The sequence below is a fragment of the Shewanella decolorationis genome, assembly GCF_004354305.1.
Lineage (GTDB): Bacteria > Pseudomonadota > Gammaproteobacteria > Enterobacterales > Shewanellaceae > Shewanella > Shewanella decolorationis.
Window position 1 is genome coordinate 1,593,475 of record NZ_CP037898.1, and the last position, 17,992, is coordinate 1,611,466.

Genomic DNA, 17,992 nt, shown 5'->3' on the forward strand with positions numbered 1-17,992 from the left:
AGCCTCCGATCACTCGGTAGACAGTTTCGACTTTTGCTCGTTAATCCAATTCTCTAGTGACAACCAATCGAGGTCGCACAGAGAAATGACTTGAATCAACGAGTTGGTGTATTCAGAAAGATCTTGGTTTTTCTTGCTGGAATACGGCGGAACGATGCACTGGCTGATAAGTTCCTTGGGCGGAAAAACATACTGAATCTTGGTTACGGTAACGGTTCGCACATCTGGCGGACTGCTCGAGCACGCTGTTAACAGCATCAGGGATATCAGTAGCGCCCCAAGTAAGTGTTTTTTCATCGCTGGACCTTTCGAATACCTGAGTTAACTCTTTGGTGGATTGCTCGAACTCGCGCTTAATCTCGTTTCGTGACCGTTCACGATCGCTCAAGGCCTTTGCCAGCAATGCAAGATTGCCTAGCAAGGTTTGTTTGTCTTTTTCTGCAGACTCAAGTGATGAAGTGACCGAGGATAAATTTTTTTGCAGCTCGGAACGGGCCAGCTCCGATTTATCCAAATTTGCATTTAATAGCGCTATTTGGCCCTTATTGATCACAAAAAAAGCACTGAATGCGCCTATCAAAACAATCAACAAAACGATAAGTAAGGCAATGATTTTACTTGATATTGTCGAGAGCATTTTTAACGCCTAAATTCGCCAGAAAAAAGGTCTCATTTCGCGGTTTTGCATAAAAAGGGAGGCGCACGGTCAGTTAGGCAAAAACCCTGAAGTTTTTACCCGCCCCTCCCACCAAAGCATAAGGTGCTGAATTTTCAATGATTTTTACGGTTTCACTTTAGAGCTTCGAGACAGTCGCGGTGCCGCTGCTGCGCCCGCAGCCACACGCCATAGCAACGCTTGTTGCCAGGCGTTGAACAGTCATAGCCAGCTACGGTGCGATACTGAGGCAGCAGCAATGCATCACATGATTGTTTATATTCACCTTGGATGAGATGGCCACGCATCGGAGAGGCTAACCAACGGCCAATGCCGTATTGGTACGTCCAATCGATGTACAAATCGTAAGATGCTTGGTTGAGCTCCACGTTCGGAAGGCTTGCTCGAAAGCGTTGCTCATCCTTACCGATATGTGCTTTAACGATTTTAAGTGCGTTAATTGGGGTGGTGGTTTCGCCTAGCTGTACTGGTCGTCCATCTGCATGATAGGTGGACCCAAACCCAAATGTAGGCCGATCACCTTTAACGGGGATCTCTGCAACAGGCGAGAACCCTTCAGATGAAACCAAGGTGATCAGTGCAGCAGCTGATAAGCTCAGTCCTGTGACTAATACCTTATTGCGCATGACAAACCCCAAAACAAAAAGCCCCGGCGACGGCCGAGGCTTGAATAAGTAGTTGGCGTTAGGTGGATTCGAACCACATCACACACCTCGCTTTAGCTATTCGCTCAACGGTATATGACATGCATAGCAATGGCAGGCATTCCAATGCGACTTAGTTTCCTTATCCGCCTCAAATCCTGCTACTGACACCAACATGAAAAATTATACATCCATGTACTAAAAACAGAAAAGCCACCTATCTGGTGGCTTTAGATGCTATAACCCGCATTGTTATAGCAGGATAGTAAAACTTAATGCTTGGGTAAATCATCCTGTTAAACCGATTTTATGGATTGTTTCAGTTGGCAGAGACAAAAAAGCCCTCAATCGAGGGCTTGTTGATGTAAAAGTTTTAAGCCAACAATTAGCTAGCCGCTTTCGATTTATTTTCTGCTCGCTTTCTTGAGAAGTCGACATCATCAATAGCATCTCCAACTTTTAAACCGGCAGCTCTGATTTTTGCAATAATCGTAGAATGCGATATATCAAGCCCAAGCTTCTTTGCTATTTCTCGAGAATAAAGTGGCTTTTTGTTGTAGTAGTAAACTGCTCGCCGCGTTCTTGTGCGCTTTTGCTTTGAGATCTTTTCTTTTGTGATTGGGTTTTTATCGAGACTTTCAATAAGCTCAACAACGCGATTTTGTGATCTAAGCACACATTTAAGTAAATCGTGAGGCATTGCCAATTCAAGCCTGCTGATTAGCATGTGAAGCTCATAGATCGCTGAAAAATCTGGACTATCTTCACATTGCTGATCTAGCCAGTTTTCGACTTTATCGCAACTAACACAATGCAACCTAGCAAGTATTTCTGGCTCGATTGGATATTGCTTATGTGCTGAAATATATAGTTTTTTATATTCCATTTTATACCTTGCCGTATTTGCAATTAAAAAGCCCTCAATCGAGGGCTTTTGTTTAATCTTCCTGATCATCCTGGCTTAAATCAACAGGCTGTTGCCGCCAGTACGCACGGGCTTTATAGATGACGGCTAGGCGCTGTGATGTGCTCCAACTTTTAATGCGCTCGATTAAGTTAATCGCCGCTTCTTTTGAGCCGAGAAACTCGGTAATCTGGGAATCATACTGATAGCCTTCGCTGATATGCCACGGCAGCGTGTCTGCCTCAACTTTTGGATCAGGATGCGGCATATAGCCATTTTGGCTGCAATAAAACGCCAGCCATTCATTTTCTGTTAGCTGTGGCGTGTTGTCCTCAATAAACAGCGCAAATTGTGCGGCCATGGCATTGAGAGAGCCGGACCAGTTGATTTCAGATCCTGATAGTGTGAGGTTATTGCAAACCACGATAGTCTCATCGACTAAGCGCACGGATTTTTTTACTGGCATAAAAGCTCCTAAAAGGCCGCGCTTGCGGCCTAGGTTAGATTAGTAATTGTATTTTTCTGCATAATCGCCAGCGGAGATTTCTTCTAGCAACTCAGTAGCTTTCTGAGTTCCGCTTTTTATCAGGCTTTTGGGAGTGAAGCGGTCGGATAACTCTTTGTCGTTGCGAACAACGGTATTAATGTCAAACTCGTGGATGCATTGATCGTCAACCTCAAGCCAACTCCTACCACAACCAATATTGCCATAGCCGTTTTTCATGCTGTTTTTGTGTTCGCCAAGTAATTTGCAAGCCTTTAGCAGATTGCGGGGATTAGTGTTGAATGAGTAATGAGTGCGGACTTCTCCACCGCCTTCTGATTGATAAATGCCTGAGTTCAATTTTGTTTTGATAGTGATCATTATATTTTTCCTTTTACTTTCGCCCTGCCGCTTTTCAGCGGCGGGCATCTTAGTTAATAAATGATTTTTTAGTATTGATATTCACCGCTTTCATCAACAGAACTGAAAGTGTAAATCTCACCATATTTGCTATTAACTTTTGAAACAGGTTGTTCATAAACAGCCTTGGCTAAGTTTGCTTTACTGCGTGAGATTTTGAATTTTTTAACATTTACAGGGCTGCCATCTATAGTAAATGCGCCAGCAATTTCAATTGTGTTTCCTTTCTCTGGAGCTTCAAACACTTCACCAATTACCGCGCCATTTCTGTTAAGTAATGCTGCTTTCATGATTTTGTTCCTTTTACTTTCGCCCTGCCGATGTGGCGAGCCTCTTAGTTAGTGGGTTGTTCCTGAGAACGATTTAAATATATCGCACCTGTATCGCACCTGTCAAATTTATTTTCAATTTATTTTTCTTGTACCAGTTTCTAAAGTAGGCGTTGAGTGTTTTTCGATAAGCAAGATAAGCGTTATAATCTGATTCTTTTAGCTTTTTAACATAAGCAGAACGCCAAACATTGCTGTATTCGTTTTGCTTTTGGATGATGAGTTGTTGCTGTTCAGCGGGTAACGCGTGCAGTCTTTTAAGCCGCATTTGATAGCGTTTTTGCTCATAGAGAGGATCGGCGGCTCGCCTGGCGCTGTGCCGCTGCCTGTTGTGATCAGGATTTAGCGCAATCAATTTATAATAACGCCGCTTGTGCTTAGCTTTTAACTGTTCTTGCTGGCATTTGTCAGAGCATGTTGTGCGCTTAACACCCCAATGATCGTTAACGATTGGTGCACCGCAAATCACACAAGGCCCACGGCGGCAGGTTTTGCACGCTGGCACCAATCCTTTAACAAGTGAGCCTTGATCGACTTCAAGCGTATTGCCGCATATGCAGCGGCACAGCCACACTTTTACCGCGTTGCGACCGTGTTGCACGCTGCCGACGCAGCGCAGCACATGCAGCGAGTAAAAATAATGATCGGTGTAGTCGCGCTCAATCCATGCCATTTTCGATAATTTCAATTTATTTTATTGACAAATTTAATCTTTTAGCAGTTTAATTGAAAGCTTTTTTATTAAAAACTTTTATCTAACCTATTGATTTTTTTGAAATTCAACTATATAGCTGAAGTGATCACATATAGCTGAATTTGGCACGTATAGCTGAATTGATCACATATAGCTGAAGTGATCACATATAGCTGAATTTGGCACGTATAGCTGAATTGATCAGGTATAGCTGAATTGATCAGGTATAGCTGAATTTGGCACGTATAGCTGAATTGATCAGGTATAGCTGAATTGATCAGGTTTGGTAGTGTTCTTCATTTCAGTGTCACGATCTGTTCTAAATATAATTTCCTCAGAACGGCATGGTTCCTGAATTTCTCCTTTACTGTCAACTGAAGTGAACTCACCGATCTTATGTTTACTAACAATCCACAAATGGTAAGAATCAGAATCAAGTAATGCCATGGCTTTGCATTTATCAATAGCTTCTATTTCACTTGTTGATATGCCAAGAACGTCTTTCCAGTAAACACCTTTCTGTCTAACTAGATAAATGGTTTCCATCTAAAAAACCTTATTTATTTACTTATCACTTAACTGATTTTAGCTCTCACGATACTAAACTCATACCGCGTTCAATGTCTATTCCTGTTGGGACAAACACGATTTTAAGCCCTATCTTCTTGGCGTAGTAATACTCGGCGGTGGCGCCTGCAGACCTGCGCCAACCGGGCAACATCACAATCTCATTGCAAGCACGGATCATGGCGTAACAGATATCCATGTACTGTGGTTCTGTTAGGCCGAACGGCAGACCAGCAGAGTGAAGCACTACTCTGCCAGTTCCCGCCAGCTGATCGGCCGCTTTAAAGAACGCCTGCTTATTAGCCTCGACATTGCCGCTTATTGGACCAGCGATGTAGGTGGTTATCATCAATCATAACCAGGCGAGGATTGATTGGCAGTGGCGTTATCTAACGTATGCTCACGCCACGCATATTTACAGCACCGGCATGTTTTTAATAGATGCTCTTTTTTACAAACGATTTGGTAGTCAAATGCCCTTGCCACATAGCGAATAAACTCACTCATCATTCCTTGTTCTTTGCATGTACCTAAATTGGTGCCATCTTCTACAAACTGAAATTCTATCGAACTGGATCCGCACTTCACGCATTTACACATGAGTCACTACCTCTTGAATGTGGAAAACACCGTCAAGATAAAAGCCCTTTACTGTACCTGTGACATCATTACCGTCGCACTCATCGTAAACAAACTCCTTTGCCGCAGCAGGGATAAAATTAGAAGGGTATTGACTGACTGCTTTTTTAATAATGTCTCCATCTAGCCATTGCATAGATACCTCACTTGATCACGGTTAACTTTTTGCCTGACTCGATTGCTTTAAGCACTTCAATTCGCCCAAGCCCACTATTTTGATACTCGTTCCATTCACTATGATGCTGTGGGCAATAGTGCATATCTTTGCCAACTGTTTTCGCGCATTTTCGGCATAGTTTGCGATCGCAAGTTTTATCGTTTCCTACTGGGTAATCACATAGGAACTCTGCTGCAGGGAAGTTATCCCCGCATTCACTGCAGCTATCAATGTGAACATCCTGTATATCGAAGTCGCCACAAATCCAACCGATGCCAACTCCATCAACTCTTATTCTTGAGCAAGCCATTACTCTTTCCCCGCCTGCTCGATTGCATCGCGTACAGCCTCAGGCCATTCACCAACTAACAGTTCGGTACCGTCATCAAAGTGAATCTTGGTACCATTGAAGCCATTGCTGCTATGCATAGTAAAATGCTTGATTCTATCCAGAACAACAAAGCTGTTTTCACCATGATAGAAAGGTTTGAAAGATGCTACTTTAGCCATTCGTACTAATCTCCGAAGTTGAGATCAACTTAAAAAGCTCATTAGAAATTGGTGGCACTTCCAAAAGCATTTCAGCTGGTAATACTGGTTTCCAAACAACCCAATCGCCTTTGATTGAAGCTTTTATTCCTAGTGCTTCAGCTCTTTGCAAAAATTCTTTTGCCAACTCTGCTCTTGAAGTTTTATTTGATTGTTGACCTTTGACTTTACTCATTTCGGTTATCTCCTGCCGCCTGCTCAATTGCATCGAGCACTGTTTCAATGTTTTCGTCTACCACTATCTGATAGCCATTCTTAAGTGAAATTACGGTACCGGCATTGAAGCGATTGTTGTGGGAATAAAAGTGAGATATTTCACTAATAACAACATAAATATCGCTTCGTTGTTTTCTACCAAACTCTGTAAACTTCGCTGTTTTACACATAAATCCGCCTTATTAGTTGAAGGTTTTATTTTCTTTGTTTGCTTTTATACTCGATGAGAAATTCATCTCACCGCAGGCATGCAACTCCGCCATTTCAAGGCAAAACAAGATGCGTGCTCTATTGGTATCCGCTCTGGCTTGTGCAGGCGTTATCCTTTCGTATTGACTTACCGCATCAACGGTAATTACCCCATCTGCGATAATCTCCTGCCGGATCTGATGAAGCAGATCCGAAAGCTCAAAACCATTAGGATTTTCCGCTGACTTTAATAATTTAAAAATCTGCTCTTTACTCATTGCTATCATTTCCATCTATCTGCGCGATTGCGCTTGCGGTCTGATTTATTACGGCGACTGATGTGGCGCATTTCAGCAGGCTCTTTGAAGCAATCTGGCAATGCTATTTCCACCGAACAAGAAACATCACCGTCAACCTGCATTAGGCGATCTTGCCGTAGCGTCACCACTGTATAGTTTAGTGATAACTGCATTAATGCCCTTCCAAGCATCGACTTTCCTACACCATCACCACCAATCAAAAAGACTGTCTTAGTCATTAAATATCTTCCTCTTTTGAAGATGCATAAATTGCCTTGCAAGCCATAACCAGCAAGGCTTTAAGCTGTTTTGCTAATATTTTCTATCTTGAAACTGTCTTGATTTAATCGTGCTGAAAATGGATGGTGTATCGATAGCAAATGGTTATGCCAGAGCTCGATAGCCTCACGCTTTTGGTCAGCCAAATAGGTGTGTATATAGGCTTGGTCTAGCTTGGTCATGGAGTGGTTTAACATCTGCTCGGCCACCATGTAATCGATACCCAAATCAGCCCAACATGAGCGAGCCAGTTTGCGTAAATCATGGGCCGTCCATTCACCAACACTCACCTGTTTAACCAAACTATTAGCACCACGTTCATCTAAGCCAGTGTTACGGCAAGGATGCGGAAATAGGTACCCGCCGCGATAACCTGCTGCAGCTTGCATGGACTTATGCCAGCGCAATACATCGGCCATCAGGCCAGAGATATGGATAGTCAGTTGAGCATGGGTTTTGGTGATATTCGCGGGGATCACCAACTTAGCATTGAGTTCGTCGTAATAGCTCCACTTAAGTAAGCGGGTTTCGCCAATGCGGGTACCGTAAGCCAACATGATAAACACCAGTAACGCAGCACTATCACTAGCGGTATCAAGGTCACTAAGCAGCTTAGGCAAATCCGTTGCCTGCAATTGAGGCGGTTTGGTGGCAATTGGCGTAGCGATAAAATCCGTAAAACTTAACGATGCCAACGGATCATCAGTAATCAACTTAAGCACTGTCGCTTGCTTAAATGCCTTGCGCAGCACGGCGTAATACTGGCGAACACTGCCAATAGAATAACGCGCCTGCAGAGGCCAAATTAATAACTCATCGACCTTATGATGATTGAGCTCACTCAGCATCACCTCACCTAGCACCGGCAATAAATGTTTAACGATGGTGCATTTGATATTGCGGCGCCGTTTAATCGATAAGCTGGTGTCGGATTGTGCCCGGGTTAAATACCAATTCAGCAAGCCACCACAACTTAACCAGGTATTCACCTTCACGCTTTGGTCTTGGCGATGTTGAATGCTCAACGTGGGCAAATCATCGATGATCGCCTTAGCGCTCACCAGCGGCCAGTTAGCCACCTTTGACCAATTCGCCTTGCCATCTTTATTGGTGACTAAATACCAACTGCCACGACTACGCGAACTGCCAAGGCGCAACCGTAGCGGATAGCGTGGGTCCCTAATCTCGGTAATTGATTCATCGGCTACAGCCCGTTTAATGGCCGCATCACTTAAGGCAATACAGGCTATGGCCATCAGTCGCACCTCAGGTTAGTTCGGCAATCAGCATAAAAATACTCAACCGAGATCGCCTCTTTATCAGCCGCTGATAACCCCACCTTAAACAGCGCTGCAGTCAGTTTTTCAATCAACTCAAACTCAGCCAGTATCAACGCTTGCTGCAACTTAATCAGCTCGCCATTAGCCGCTAAATCAACGCCAGAACCGCCGCATTTATCACAAGGATACAGCTCGAACATCGGCTTAACTTTGCCAACCCCGCGGCAGGCATTGCACTTTGGCAACGCATTAATCTGCTGATGGATGGCCGTTTTAGCACTCACTAAAGCCTTGTATTCAGGCGTAGATAACACCTGCTGTTTACAGTGCAAATCAAAGCGCTCATTAATAGATGACTGCGCTGCCAGCGCTGACATTAAGCGTTTATTTATCCTCTCTAATGGCTCAATTCGGTGATAGTCAGCATTACCAATGGGCAGGTGTCCATCGAGTTCATTGCAGATAACCCTTACCGCCGCTTCAACACCACAGGCCAGATCAACCGAACCCATAGACTCGAGTTGATCTGCCTCCGCTTTAAGCCGTTTAACTAAGTCGCTTACCGTTTCAATCATCAACCCGCTAGCCCCATTTCTTCGCCAACCATTCTCAGCACTTTTTTAGCAAAGCGAGCTGCGTCATGTTCGTGCTGATGCAGTGCATCTACACCATCCATATACTTATCGTAAAAATGCTGGCTAAATTGCTCTGTCGTGATCTTTGCGCCACTCAAATCACAAAACGATTTAGTCAGCTGCTCAACGGTGTTCAACATCTTCCCGGTACCGCTGCAGTGCTTGCACTCACCATTACGGTGATAGTTGAGTTTTGTTCCCTTACACTTAGGGCAAACGCGGGTACCGCACACTTCATTTACGGCGAGCTTTGCCAACGCCGCTGCGGCAACTGGCCTAAAATCCACTTCATACTGCTTACATAGCGACTTAACGAGTACATCCTCAGCATCTACATCGCCGCAAATGGTCGCCTCTAACACTTTCACCCCAACGGGGTACTTACCCTGTACCTGTGCAACAACACCCATAGCATCCTCCTTACTAAAAACCCCTTTACCCCCCGCCGCACCAACCGATAACCCGCGTGGAGATAGCAGCTCAAACAAGCGCTCAATTGAAATCATTTATCTGCCATCTCCTTGGTGGTTAGCTGCAGCACGGGCAGCGGAATGAATAATGCTCAGTGCCATGCTTGATACACGGCTTTCGGCCGACTCAAGCGGATCTTGGCGCGATACAGTGCTCGTTGGCTTACGTTCTGGATGCTTGCGCAGCAATCCACGGGCACTTAGCGCATCGCCTAAGGTTTGGTTGCCAACCTTGGATTGGCGTGAGGCCGCAAAAATCGTGGCGCCAGCTACATACAAGGCAATCGCTTGCTCCAAGTTGGCGGCGCTCTTTTCGGCCGTATTACGCAGTAAATCGCGCTCTCTTAATACTTTTGATAATGTCGTCTTGCATACGCCTGTTTTGGCCGCAGCGTTAAAAACAGATAAGTTTTCATCAACATAAAGCTTGATGGCCTTTTCAAATTTCTCGCTGAGCTTTTTAGGCTCCTTGCGCAATAACCCGCGGTCCTTTAACTCTTTTGTGAGTTTTTTACGGCACACAGGCGCAGCAGCTGAACTCTCTAAAAGCGTCATCTTTTGGTTTACATACAACTCAACACCACGCGCTAAACGCTCAGCTAATGGGGCTTTTAACGGCATAAATCCCCCTTGCCAAATAAGGCGATTAACGCAGCATCGCGGGTATCGGCATTGCTGCGGCCAGTCCAGCCGGTGATTTTGTTAAAATACACACTGCTATCCTTAGCCTTTTTCACTGGGCCACGCAGCGGTTTAACCAAAGTCACGGTAATCCCTTTGTCCTCGAGTACTTCTTTAATTAATCTTGCCGTGGCTTTCACTTTTCCCAAGTCCTCGGCCTTGCTCATATTGATCTTAAATTCACTACCGCCTTGGCTTGGTGCATGACCAACGTAGGCAAGCAATGGGTTTTGGCCTTTGGCAGTCCGCTTTAACTTGCTGGCGAATACTGGCTTTTTGTTATCCACATCTTCGAGCAACACAGTGCAAGTCGAACTCGCAGCACTGCTAAGGACAAACTCAATCAACTCACTAAAACCCATGCTCTTAAGCAGCTGTATCTTGCCGTCCACCACAGTGGCTACGCCGCTTTTAGTGAGATCAGGATCAATACCAATACGAATCACACCGCTACCCCTCTAAACCGCTTTGACTGCCTTACTAAAAACTGATTGGCTTGTTTACGTCCAAGGCGCCCACCAATGGCAAATAAGCGCTCATACTCGATTGATACGGAATGCTTAAATTCAGGAGGGATCACCGACATATGCTTTACAATCTTCTCAATGTCCGACTCTCCACCGCGGCAATGCCATATTTGCGGTAGTTCGCGTTCACGCATAAAGCCTTGGGCGCGTAACTCAGCGGCAGTCACCGCTTTTGGTACAAACAACTCCGCATCATTAACCGCCTCTTGCACGACTTGACTAGCAGCAGTATCAACAGACGTAGGCGCCACAATCGCGCTATAAAAATCAGGGGCATCATCTGGTAAGTGTTTAATTGCCAGCGCCATTGGCAGTCCTTAGCCCAAACTTTTGGCGCAAATCAGCGATAATCGAACAAGCCTTTTGGCTTTCAACAGGTTTGTTTACAGGGGCTGCAAGCGCTTTAGGGATACAGGCATCAAAACTTTCACCCTTCACTGCCCGGCGGCACATCACCTCGTAGTTGCGTTTAAACAAGGGCCATGTTTGCTGCTCTGTGCGATTTTGCAGCTCATACCAACCTGTTTCACGGCCTGCGGCAAACACCGCGCCATGGCTCCACTTGTGCTCACTCGGCCAGCGACCATGGGCGCAACACTCACGGTAAGCCTGCTCGGCGCTGGGTAATCCAAGTTGCTCAGGTGTAGGCGTACACATCGCCACAAACTCAGCGGGGTTAACGCTCCAAGGCGCAGTTGCAGCACGTTGTTTAAAGGCCTCAATGCCGATAATCACCTCATTCACACTCAAGCCAGCCTCACCGATTTGCTTAACAAACTCCTGCACTACACTGCCAAGCTCAGCGCCAAAGCGATTGCTAAAATCACGGCTGTATAGGTTCATAGTCGGCATCAATTGTGTTGCCACCACCGTGGTGATCTGCTGAATGCTCGAGCTGCTCTGCCATTTCCCGCAGTTCGCGGAAGACTCGTGCTGTGGAGTGTTCATAGCGTGAAGGGTTTGCGGTAGCAGTTGTTGTATTGGCTTCATGTGATGATCTCGCTAGCAGTTTGGCGTTTAGTTTGTCCCATTGTTTACGGAGGGTTTTTGGGCATAACACATTGCTCGCCCAAAACGAGTCGGTATTGGCAAACTTAAACAGCTTGCAGATTTCGTGGTGAGTGCGGTTGTCTTGCATGCGCATTAAACGCACTTGGTTAGCCCAGTCTGGCCAGTTAGGTTTTTTAGCCGTGGGGTTAACCATCAACACGCGGGAGTAGATAAACTCAGCACAGGTTAAATCGTCTGCACTGCCCCAAAGCTTGCCGTTTGGCGTTTGAATAGCGGCATCGGGTTTAACCTGCATGTCGGCCATTGCGTCAGCAATGTGCGACGAAGAGATCTTTTGTATTGTGTCTTTTGTAATATTGTCTTTCTTTTGTGGGGGTCTATCTAGACAGGTTTTACTGTCAGAATAGACAGCTTCACCGTCAGAATAGACAGGTTTTACTGTCAGAATAGACGGGGCATTTTCACTGTCAGAATTGACAGTTTTGGCTTTAGTTGGTTTATCAGCCCATGAAGAAACTGTCGGGTTAACCCCGATTTTCTTACCCTCTTTTATCAGCACATTGCGCTTTAATAAGCCTCTAATCACCCGCGATACGTTGTCAGTATCAATCTCAGTCATTTCTTCTATTTGACTGTAAGATACCCAATCTGTGGCCTTGCCATAACCGTAGGTTCTACGGATAACAGCAAATAAAACACGACTCTCACGATCGCTTAATTTCGTGCGACACAGGGCGTCCACCAGCGTATTGGAGAGTCGTAAATAACCATCATCCAAATCTGCTTTCACCACCCCACCCCGCGTTTGCTGTTTGTGCTCAGCAACGGGCCGTAACGGCACCACATTACTGCCACCAGCGCCATGATTGACGCTATCTATTGATTCCAGTACCATTGTTTTTGCCTCTCTTGGTATTAAGCCCACAGCCGCCACAGCTCTAGTGGGCTTTCTTATTTCAATCGCACAGCCGAACTATCAAAGCGATAACCCGCATCCAACACCCGCGCAGCAATCGCCTCAGCACTCGTCGTCGGTGATTTGCGAATAACATTGGCTAACAAGGCAATCTCTTGATTACGCTCAATGCGTGAAAACTCGGAAATTTGTTGATTGCGCTCAATGCGAGCGAACTCGGCATCTTCTTCAGGTGTGTAAGGGATATCTGCACTATTGCTTCCGCAAAAATCGGCGCATGAGTTATCAGTTAACTGATTTTGTTCATCAATTCTTTGTATAGTTGACCAGTTGGCTAGTAACTCCCAAGGCTTCACTGATTCGTGACTAGCTTTTCTAAATGGACACCATTCACCGTCAATCTTTACAAACAACCAACCGTGCCAAGGTGAAGATCCTCCATCCACACATAAAGCTGAAAGCCGAAAATTACTGGTTATCATTCTTGCTGGTTTAAACATCACACTCTCCCATTCGCCTTTAACCGCTCGTAATCGTGGCGGCAGTCGGCATCACAAAAATGTTGATTAGTTGAAACAGTTGCCTTGCAGTAATGGCACTGGCCAGTAAAAGGCAGCGTAGGTTGGCGAACAGATAAAGCGGCCTTGATATGCGCTTCATGCTCGATTGCGGCATCATCAATAACATCACTCATGCTGCGCGCTCTTAGCTGGAATGGGATGAACTGTGCGCACTTGGCTACTCACTACCGCTTTGAGCGACAGTATTTCTCGTACGGATTTAGTCAGCTCACGGCTAATGCACTCAAACTCATCAGGGGTGATCACCCCATCAGCGCGGGAGTCACGAATTTCGGCCAATGCAATACCCATCTGCTCGCTAATCAATAACAGCTGATCGCTTAGCTCTTCATCGCAATTCACCGACTCAGGCAGCTTTACAAATACCCCGCCGCGGCTATGGCACCACGCCGACAAAATGCGGTCATCGTCGGCCAGCTCAGTCAGGTGTATCGCATCACGCAAATACAGATGATTGCTGTCGTTCTCAGGGTTTAATTTGTTGTACATCACCCCGGGCTGCTGGAATAAATCCTTAGCCAGCTTATCTACCCCGTAATCGTGCCCAAGCGCATGGGCGGCGTAGAGAGGATCGGAACATAAAAGTGACTCGCGCTTTAATGTGTGCTTATTCATAGGTTAGATATCCTTGCTATTAACAAGAGCAGTTAAGCAACCTTTCCGTCACTATTCTCAATAGGGTTAGGAAATACATCAGAGAAGGTGCATTTGGCTCCGAGTTGATTTAGAGCGTTTACAATCTTCCAGCACTGATTGAAATCGGGTGTTCTCCTCCCTTTTTCATAGTGATAAAAGCTTGAAACATCAGTCTCAATTAACTTCGCAATATCTTTTACCGAGATACCTGCTTTTACTCGAACTTGACGGATATGCTGCATAGCTACCTCAATAATGGAATTTTCCATAATGTACATTATGTATATTTCGTTATCAACATAAATGTACATTATGTTTATTGATTGTTTTTGTACATATCGTACATTTTAAGGATGAAAATGAAGTGGAATGAGCTGGTTAAATCCAGAATGAAAGAGCTTGGGATTACCCAAGAAAGGCTCGCTGAGTTAGAAGAAGTAACTCCTGGCGGAATGGGGCATTGGCTTAATGGAAGAAGAGAACCTTCGTTAAGTAAGATCGCATCAATATTAAAGCGTCTTAATTTAGACTCACTGGTATTGCATTCAGATGGAATGCTTGAATATCCAGACGAAGCGCTAGCTAATGTTAGCAATGCTAATTTATCTACCAAATACCTAAAAAAATTCCCCGTTATTAGCTATGTAAAAGCAGGGGTTTGGTCAGAGGCCGTTGAGGAATCACCAGCATCAGCTTCAGACGAATGGTATGAAACAACCGAAAGAACAAGTGAACATTGTTTTTGGCTACGGGTGATTGGTGACTCAATGACATCTCCATCTGGAGTTAGCTTTCCTGAGGGAACATTGATACTTGTTGATCCAGATCGAGATAGGCTGAATGGATCATTTGTGGTCGCAAAGCTAACTGATGTTAATGAGGCCACATTTAAAAAGTTGGTAGTGGATGCTGGGCAAAAGTTTCTTAAGCCACTAAACAACGCATACCCTACGCTACCAATAAATGGAAATTGTAAAATCATTGGTGTGGTAGTAGATGCCAAGATCAAGATTTTCTAAAACTTATGAATATAAAGGATTATTGCCATGAAATTGTTAATTGCTTCGCTAATCCTATGCGTACTAACTGGCTGCGCCACCTCGGAAGTTTCGTTCAAAAATGCCAAGCAAGTTCCTGATGATCGCTTGTTCATTAAAAATAATGTTGCTGGCGATTCAACCATCACGATTATCAGAGATAGTGGCTTCTTAGGAAGTGGTTGCAACATTAATTTTTTTATTAATGAAGAATTAGCGGCAACTTTAGATGTGTCAGAAAAGGCAACATTCCATGTCAATGAGGGCGAAATGTTTCTTGGTTTACAGCCATCAGGTAACGGATTATGCATCAGCGGCAGTATCAGACAGTTAGAAACATCGATAAAAAAAGGCCAACATAAAATATATAGAGTTGCTCTTGAGCAATCTGGCAGCATGGCAATATTACCTAGCGGAATTTATAAAGACTAAAGGAATAGTATAATGGATAAGGAAACCGCAGAGTTTTTGGCTAAACACCCATACATCCCGACCAAATTTATTGCATTAGATGCCGAAACCACTGGGCTTGAGGCCGAAACTGACAAGATAATCGAGATTGCCGCAATTAAATTTGATCTCCTATCTAACGATCACCCTGTATTTGAGTCATTGATCAATCCTGCGGTAAAACTGCCGCGCAAAATAACCAATATCACAGGCATCACCAACAAGATGTTGGTAGACCAGCCGCCCTTTGCAAAGCTCGCGCAAGACTTAAAAGCCTTTATCGGTGATCTACCTATCGTGGCCTACAATGCAAAATTTGATAAAGGCTTTTTAGATGCTGAGTTCGCTAATGTTGGTATAGTGCTTACTAATCAGTACCACTGTGCATTAAATCTGGCAAAAGCAGCATTTAGTTTACCTAACTACAAATTAGCTACGGTAGCACAGCACTGCAATATTCCTCTTGATGAAGCACACCGAGCCAAAGCCGATGCAATTGCCGCTGGCCGAGTGTTTATGTGTGCCGCAGTCACCCTTGGTCACATTAACGAAATCAAACCTAAATCGGCATTCGGTAAACCAAAAGGCGCGGATCACAAAGCTTACCCACCCAATGAAGATGGCGAACTATACGGCCAGACTATCGTCTTTACTGGCGAGCTATCAATCAGCAGAGCAGAAGCCTTTGAATCCGCAGCAGAACTAGGGCTAGAAATTAAAACTGGCGTATCTAAAAAGACCAATTATTTAGTCGTTGGTGAGCAGGATGAAAACCTAGTTGGCCCGAGTGGCATTTCTAGTAAACAACTAAAGGCGCAAGATCTAATTGACGAAGGCTTTGATATACAGATTTTAGATGAAGATGAATTTATGGAGCTAATTGAAGGATAAATACCTCAATAAAATTAATTTAAATGTTTTAAACCCGCCTAAGCGGGTTATCAAAACAAAGATACTGTTATGGCTCTTGTGTGCCATTGCCGCCAGTGCCACCGCCTGATTGTATTGGTCGCTTAGTGGTGGCTATATCTTCGGCATAAATCCCCGCGCTGATAATGGCGCCACCAATACGGCGCTTACCGTAACCAATGCCGACAGGATTACCTGCGGCAGTGGTATTCACTGCACCACCAAAGGCATAACTTGGCGCGTTCTCGGCGGCTTCCCTACCCTTTAATCCTTTTGCTTGCGGTGAAAGCATTTGCACCACACCGCCAGCAACCATACCTATACCAGCTGTAATTAAAGGCGCTCCAAATGGCGTGTAATATAAAAATGCGCCAGCAACAATCAATACAGCCCCTACAATTGTTTGCAGCACTCCACCACGCTTACTCCCAGCAATCACTGGCACAATCCTGATCTCGCGAGTGCCGGCTAAATCAAATTCATCTTGCCCAGTGTTGCGGCCATTACGAAAAATCGCATAGCGCAACCCAAGTTTTGCTTGCTCCTTAATAAACCCTTCAAAACCTTGCAACGTGTTTTTAAGGGCGCTAAAGGCTTCAGTCGTCGTGCCTGTATCGAGAAAGCGTTTATGCTCACGGCCAAATTTAGCTGCTAGCGAACCTGACAATTTGATAGTTGTACATTGATTTTTATCCACGATCACCCCTCCAGAATCCAACCAAATAGCTTTTTAAACCAATCAAGAAATGATGTTTTTAGACATAACACTTTGTACATCTACATCCTTGCCACCTTGTTGGTATAGCAATAATACACTAAACAAAAAATAAATGTACATTTTGTATTGACGTTAAAGTATACGTTATGTACATTTAGCACATCGATTAGAACGGAAATGAAAAGATTCTAATCACGCTCTTTAACAGACTGGCCCATGAACGACTAAACCCAGCCTTTGCACTAGCAGAGGCACGGACTAGGTCACCCCAAGGTTGTTAGTGATGGGGTACGGAAATTCACTAACGAAAAAATTGCATGCAATCAGCGGCGACCGGGTATCACCTCCCAGATAAAGGGGTGAATTTGCTGGATGGCTTAACTGTGCGAATGACCCGCTATGTGTGCAATCGGTTTTACAGCTGGCTCTTGCGAGAGCCAGCGATAAAGCCAACCGTAAATTGAAAAGAGTAAAACATGAAAATTAAAGAGTGCTGGGTTTCAATATGGGTGGTTCTTTTAATCGACGTTGTTGTGACGATCGCTCACTTTATTTTTGACAGATTTGACGCCTTCACCGCCTTTGGATTGAAGCCTTCTGAGCTTGTTGACCTCGTTGCGATAACTGCGTACATCAGTTATTTGTTGTTTGTAATGTCTTACATCATGATAAATAGAAAGGCACAAAATAATAAAAAACAATAAATTCAAAAAAGCTAATCCATAAATAAAAACGATTTCTTTATCGTAAATTATTGATGTTTTCAGCATCTTAGCAAAAGCAAATAACGCCACAGCAGAAATTGAAGTGTATATGTATCGCCTAGATATATGACGAAGCCTGCCTTTAATTTTATTAAGCATAAGTTTCTCGATTGGTTGTGTAGGAACTCCAATCGTATCACGAGGCCCAACGTGATTAAAAAACGGGCACAACGTTTAAACCCAACTATCCGGAATAACCGGATAGTTGCCCAGTTAAACTGCAGGAAGCAAAGCCATGACTCCTTATGAACAGAAAGCCCAACAACCTGATTTTATCGATCTAGTGCTAATGCTATTAGCCAAGTTAATCCCCTTCGATTTGCTTTAAACC

The 17,992-nt window shown here is 44.5% G+C and carries 33 protein-coding genes; 3 read left to right on the plus strand and 30 right to left on the minus strand.

The window, feature by feature from the left end:
- Positions 1-9 precede the first annotated feature (9 nt).
- The 28 genes from EYR25_RS21550 to EYR25_RS07320 all read right to left on the minus strand — a co-directional run bounded on the left by EYR25_RS21550 (position 10) and on the right by EYR25_RS07320 (position 14,052).
- Positions 10-198 carry a hypothetical protein gene (locus EYR25_RS21550; protein WP_425057220.1) on the minus strand — a complete coding sequence of 63 codons (189 nt, stop codon included), beginning with the start codon at positions 196-198 and terminating at the stop codon, positions 10-12.
- Positions 113-637, minus strand: a complete 525-nt coding sequence (locus tag EYR25_RS07185) for a hypothetical protein (RefSeq protein WP_133178990.1) — start codon at positions 635-637, stop codon at positions 113-115. Before EYR25_RS07185 ends, EYR25_RS21550 begins: the two co-directional genes overlap by 86 nt.
- A gap of 152 nt (positions 638-789) precedes the next feature.
- A complete protein-coding gene (locus tag EYR25_RS07190; protein WP_133178991.1) occupies positions 790-1,302 on the minus strand; it encodes a glycoside hydrolase family protein in 513 nt (170 codons plus the stop codon).
- A gap of 403 nt (positions 1,303-1,705) precedes the next feature.
- Entirely contained in the window at positions 1,706-2,206 is a 501-nt protein-coding gene (locus EYR25_RS07195) for a hypothetical protein (RefSeq protein ID WP_133178992.1), read from the minus strand.
- 52 nt (positions 2,207-2,258) lie between these two features.
- Entirely contained in the window at positions 2,259-2,690 is a 432-nt protein-coding gene (locus EYR25_RS07200; protein ID WP_133178993.1) for a hypothetical protein, read from the minus strand.
- Between the two features lie 39 nt (positions 2,691-2,729).
- A complete protein-coding gene (locus tag EYR25_RS07205) occupies positions 2,730-3,089 on the minus strand; it encodes a hypothetical protein (protein ID WP_133178994.1) in 360 nt (119 codons plus the stop codon).
- Positions 3,090-3,157: 68 nt separating this feature from the next.
- Positions 3,158-3,418 (minus strand): hypothetical protein, encoded by a 261-nt coding sequence (locus tag EYR25_RS07210; RefSeq protein WP_133178995.1) that lies wholly within the window; start codon positions 3,416-3,418, stop codon positions 3,158-3,160.
- A gap of 73 nt (positions 3,419-3,491) precedes the next feature.
- Positions 3,492-4,130: a DUF2116 family Zn-ribbon domain-containing protein gene (locus EYR25_RS07215; protein WP_133178996.1), complete on the minus strand. Its 639-nt coding sequence runs from the start codon at positions 4,128-4,130 to the stop codon at positions 3,492-3,494.
- Between the two features lie 279 nt (positions 4,131-4,409).
- Complete coding sequence (locus EYR25_RS07220) at positions 4,410-4,697, minus strand: hypothetical protein (RefSeq protein ID WP_133178997.1); 288 nt, start codon at positions 4,695-4,697, stop codon at positions 4,410-4,412.
- Between the two features lie 46 nt (positions 4,698-4,743).
- A complete protein-coding gene (locus EYR25_RS07225) occupies positions 4,744-5,067 on the minus strand; it encodes a DUF4406 domain-containing protein (RefSeq protein WP_133178998.1) in 324 nt (107 codons plus the stop codon).
- Positions 5,068-5,310: 243 nt separating this feature from the next.
- Positions 5,311-5,493: a hypothetical protein gene (locus EYR25_RS07235; protein WP_133179000.1), complete on the minus strand. Its 183-nt coding sequence runs from the start codon at positions 5,491-5,493 to the stop codon at positions 5,311-5,313.
- 330 nt (positions 5,494-5,823) lie between these two features.
- Positions 5,824-6,024 carry a hypothetical protein gene (locus EYR25_RS07240; protein WP_133179001.1) on the minus strand — a complete coding sequence of 67 codons (201 nt, stop codon included), beginning with the start codon at positions 6,022-6,024 and terminating at the stop codon, positions 5,824-5,826.
- Entirely contained in the window at positions 6,017-6,238 is a 222-nt protein-coding gene (locus EYR25_RS07245; RefSeq protein ID WP_133179002.1) for a hypothetical protein, read from the minus strand. The genes EYR25_RS07240 and EYR25_RS07245 overlap by 8 nt, the downstream gene beginning before the upstream one ends.
- Positions 6,231-6,449 (minus strand): hypothetical protein, encoded by a 219-nt coding sequence (locus tag EYR25_RS07250; RefSeq protein ID WP_133179003.1) that lies wholly within the window; start codon positions 6,447-6,449, stop codon positions 6,231-6,233. Before EYR25_RS07250 ends, EYR25_RS07245 begins: the two co-directional genes overlap by 8 nt.
- A 12-nt stretch (positions 6,450-6,461) precedes the next feature.
- The gene (locus EYR25_RS07255) at positions 6,462-6,746 is read right to left on the minus strand and encodes a hypothetical protein (RefSeq protein WP_133179004.1); all 285 of its coding nucleotides are present in this window, start codon (positions 6,744-6,746) and stop codon (positions 6,462-6,464) included.
- Between the two features lie 5 nt (positions 6,747-6,751).
- Positions 6,752-7,006: a nucleoside/nucleotide kinase family protein gene (locus EYR25_RS07260; protein WP_133179005.1), complete on the minus strand. Its 255-nt coding sequence runs from the start codon at positions 7,004-7,006 to the stop codon at positions 6,752-6,754.
- A 60-nt stretch (positions 7,007-7,066) separates the two neighbouring features.
- Positions 7,067-8,302 carry a tyrosine-type recombinase/integrase gene (locus EYR25_RS07265; protein ID WP_133179006.1) on the minus strand — a complete coding sequence of 412 codons (1,236 nt, stop codon included), beginning with the start codon at positions 8,300-8,302 and terminating at the stop codon, positions 7,067-7,069.
- Positions 8,302-8,901 (minus strand): hypothetical protein, encoded by a 600-nt coding sequence (locus EYR25_RS07270; protein ID WP_133179007.1) that lies wholly within the window; start codon positions 8,899-8,901, stop codon positions 8,302-8,304. Before EYR25_RS07270 ends, EYR25_RS07265 begins: the two co-directional genes overlap by 1 nt.
- A complete protein-coding gene (locus EYR25_RS07275; protein ID WP_133179008.1) occupies positions 8,901-9,467 on the minus strand; it encodes a TIGR02642 family protein in 567 nt (188 codons plus the stop codon). Before EYR25_RS07275 ends, EYR25_RS07270 begins: the two co-directional genes overlap by 1 nt.
- Complete coding sequence (locus EYR25_RS07280; protein ID WP_133179009.1) at positions 9,468-10,052, minus strand: hypothetical protein; 585 nt, start codon at positions 10,050-10,052, stop codon at positions 9,468-9,470.
- Positions 10,043-10,558 (minus strand): hypothetical protein, encoded by a 516-nt coding sequence (locus tag EYR25_RS07285; protein WP_133179010.1) that lies wholly within the window; start codon positions 10,556-10,558, stop codon positions 10,043-10,045. Before EYR25_RS07285 ends, EYR25_RS07280 begins: the two co-directional genes overlap by 10 nt.
- The gene (locus EYR25_RS07290) at positions 10,555-10,947 is read right to left on the minus strand and encodes a hypothetical protein (RefSeq protein ID WP_133179011.1); all 393 of its coding nucleotides are present in this window, start codon (positions 10,945-10,947) and stop codon (positions 10,555-10,557) included. The genes EYR25_RS07285 and EYR25_RS07290 overlap by 4 nt, the downstream gene beginning before the upstream one ends.
- On the minus strand, positions 10,931-11,482 hold the full coding sequence (locus tag EYR25_RS07295; protein WP_243729939.1) for a replication protein P: 552 nt from the start codon (positions 11,480-11,482) through the stop codon (positions 10,931-10,933). The genes EYR25_RS07290 and EYR25_RS07295 overlap by 17 nt, the downstream gene beginning before the upstream one ends.
- Positions 11,463-12,545, minus strand: coding sequence for a replication protein (locus EYR25_RS07300; RefSeq protein WP_133179013.1), 1,083 nt, complete (start codon positions 12,543-12,545; stop codon positions 11,463-11,465). Before EYR25_RS07300 ends, EYR25_RS07295 begins: the two co-directional genes overlap by 20 nt.
- A gap of 56 nt (positions 12,546-12,601) precedes the next feature.
- Positions 12,602-13,066: a hypothetical protein gene (locus EYR25_RS21330; RefSeq protein WP_243729940.1), complete on the minus strand. Its 465-nt coding sequence runs from the start codon at positions 13,064-13,066 to the stop codon at positions 12,602-12,604.
- Complete coding sequence (locus tag EYR25_RS07310) at positions 13,066-13,260, minus strand: hypothetical protein (protein ID WP_133179014.1); 195 nt, start codon at positions 13,258-13,260, stop codon at positions 13,066-13,068. The genes EYR25_RS21330 and EYR25_RS07310 overlap by 1 nt, the downstream gene beginning before the upstream one ends.
- Positions 13,253-13,762 carry a phage regulatory CII family protein gene (locus tag EYR25_RS07315; RefSeq protein ID WP_133179015.1) on the minus strand — a complete coding sequence of 170 codons (510 nt, stop codon included), beginning with the start codon at positions 13,760-13,762 and terminating at the stop codon, positions 13,253-13,255. The genes EYR25_RS07310 and EYR25_RS07315 overlap by 8 nt, the downstream gene beginning before the upstream one ends.
- Before the next feature lie 32 nt (positions 13,763-13,794).
- Entirely contained in the window at positions 13,795-14,052 is a 258-nt protein-coding gene (locus EYR25_RS07320; protein ID WP_165953474.1) for a helix-turn-helix transcriptional regulator, read from the minus strand.
- Positions 14,053-14,142: 90 nt separating this feature from the next.
- Here EYR25_RS07320 and EYR25_RS07325 point away from each other — a divergent pair, with 90 nt between their 5' ends.
- The 3 genes from EYR25_RS07325 to EYR25_RS07335 are packed head-to-tail and all read left to right on the plus strand — an operon-like array spanning position 14,143 to position 16,161.
- The gene (locus EYR25_RS07325) at positions 14,143-14,802 is read left to right on the plus strand and encodes a LexA family transcriptional regulator (RefSeq protein ID WP_207953680.1); all 660 of its coding nucleotides are present in this window, start codon (positions 14,143-14,145) and stop codon (positions 14,800-14,802) included.
- A gap of 27 nt (positions 14,803-14,829) precedes the next feature.
- Positions 14,830-15,252, plus strand: a complete 423-nt coding sequence (locus EYR25_RS07330; protein WP_133179018.1) for a hypothetical protein — start codon at positions 14,830-14,832, stop codon at positions 15,250-15,252.
- A 12-nt stretch (positions 15,253-15,264) separates the two neighbouring features.
- Positions 15,265-16,161 (plus strand): exonuclease domain-containing protein, encoded by an 897-nt coding sequence (locus EYR25_RS07335; protein WP_133179019.1) that lies wholly within the window; start codon positions 15,265-15,267, stop codon positions 16,159-16,161.
- A 67-nt stretch (positions 16,162-16,228) separates the two neighbouring features.
- Here the strand turns inward: EYR25_RS07335 and EYR25_RS07340 are convergent, their stop codons facing one another.
- Together EYR25_RS07340 and EYR25_RS07345 are read right to left on the minus strand one after the other, a co-directional pair.
- The gene (locus tag EYR25_RS07340) at positions 16,229-16,876 is read right to left on the minus strand and encodes a tail assembly protein (RefSeq protein ID WP_133179020.1); all 648 of its coding nucleotides are present in this window, start codon (positions 16,874-16,876) and stop codon (positions 16,229-16,231) included.
- A 539-nt stretch (positions 16,877-17,415) separates the two neighbouring features.
- Positions 17,416-17,760 carry a hypothetical protein gene (locus EYR25_RS07345; protein ID WP_133179021.1) on the minus strand — a complete coding sequence of 115 codons (345 nt, stop codon included), beginning with the start codon at positions 17,758-17,760 and terminating at the stop codon, positions 17,416-17,418.
- Positions 17,761-17,992 lie beyond the last annotated feature (232 nt).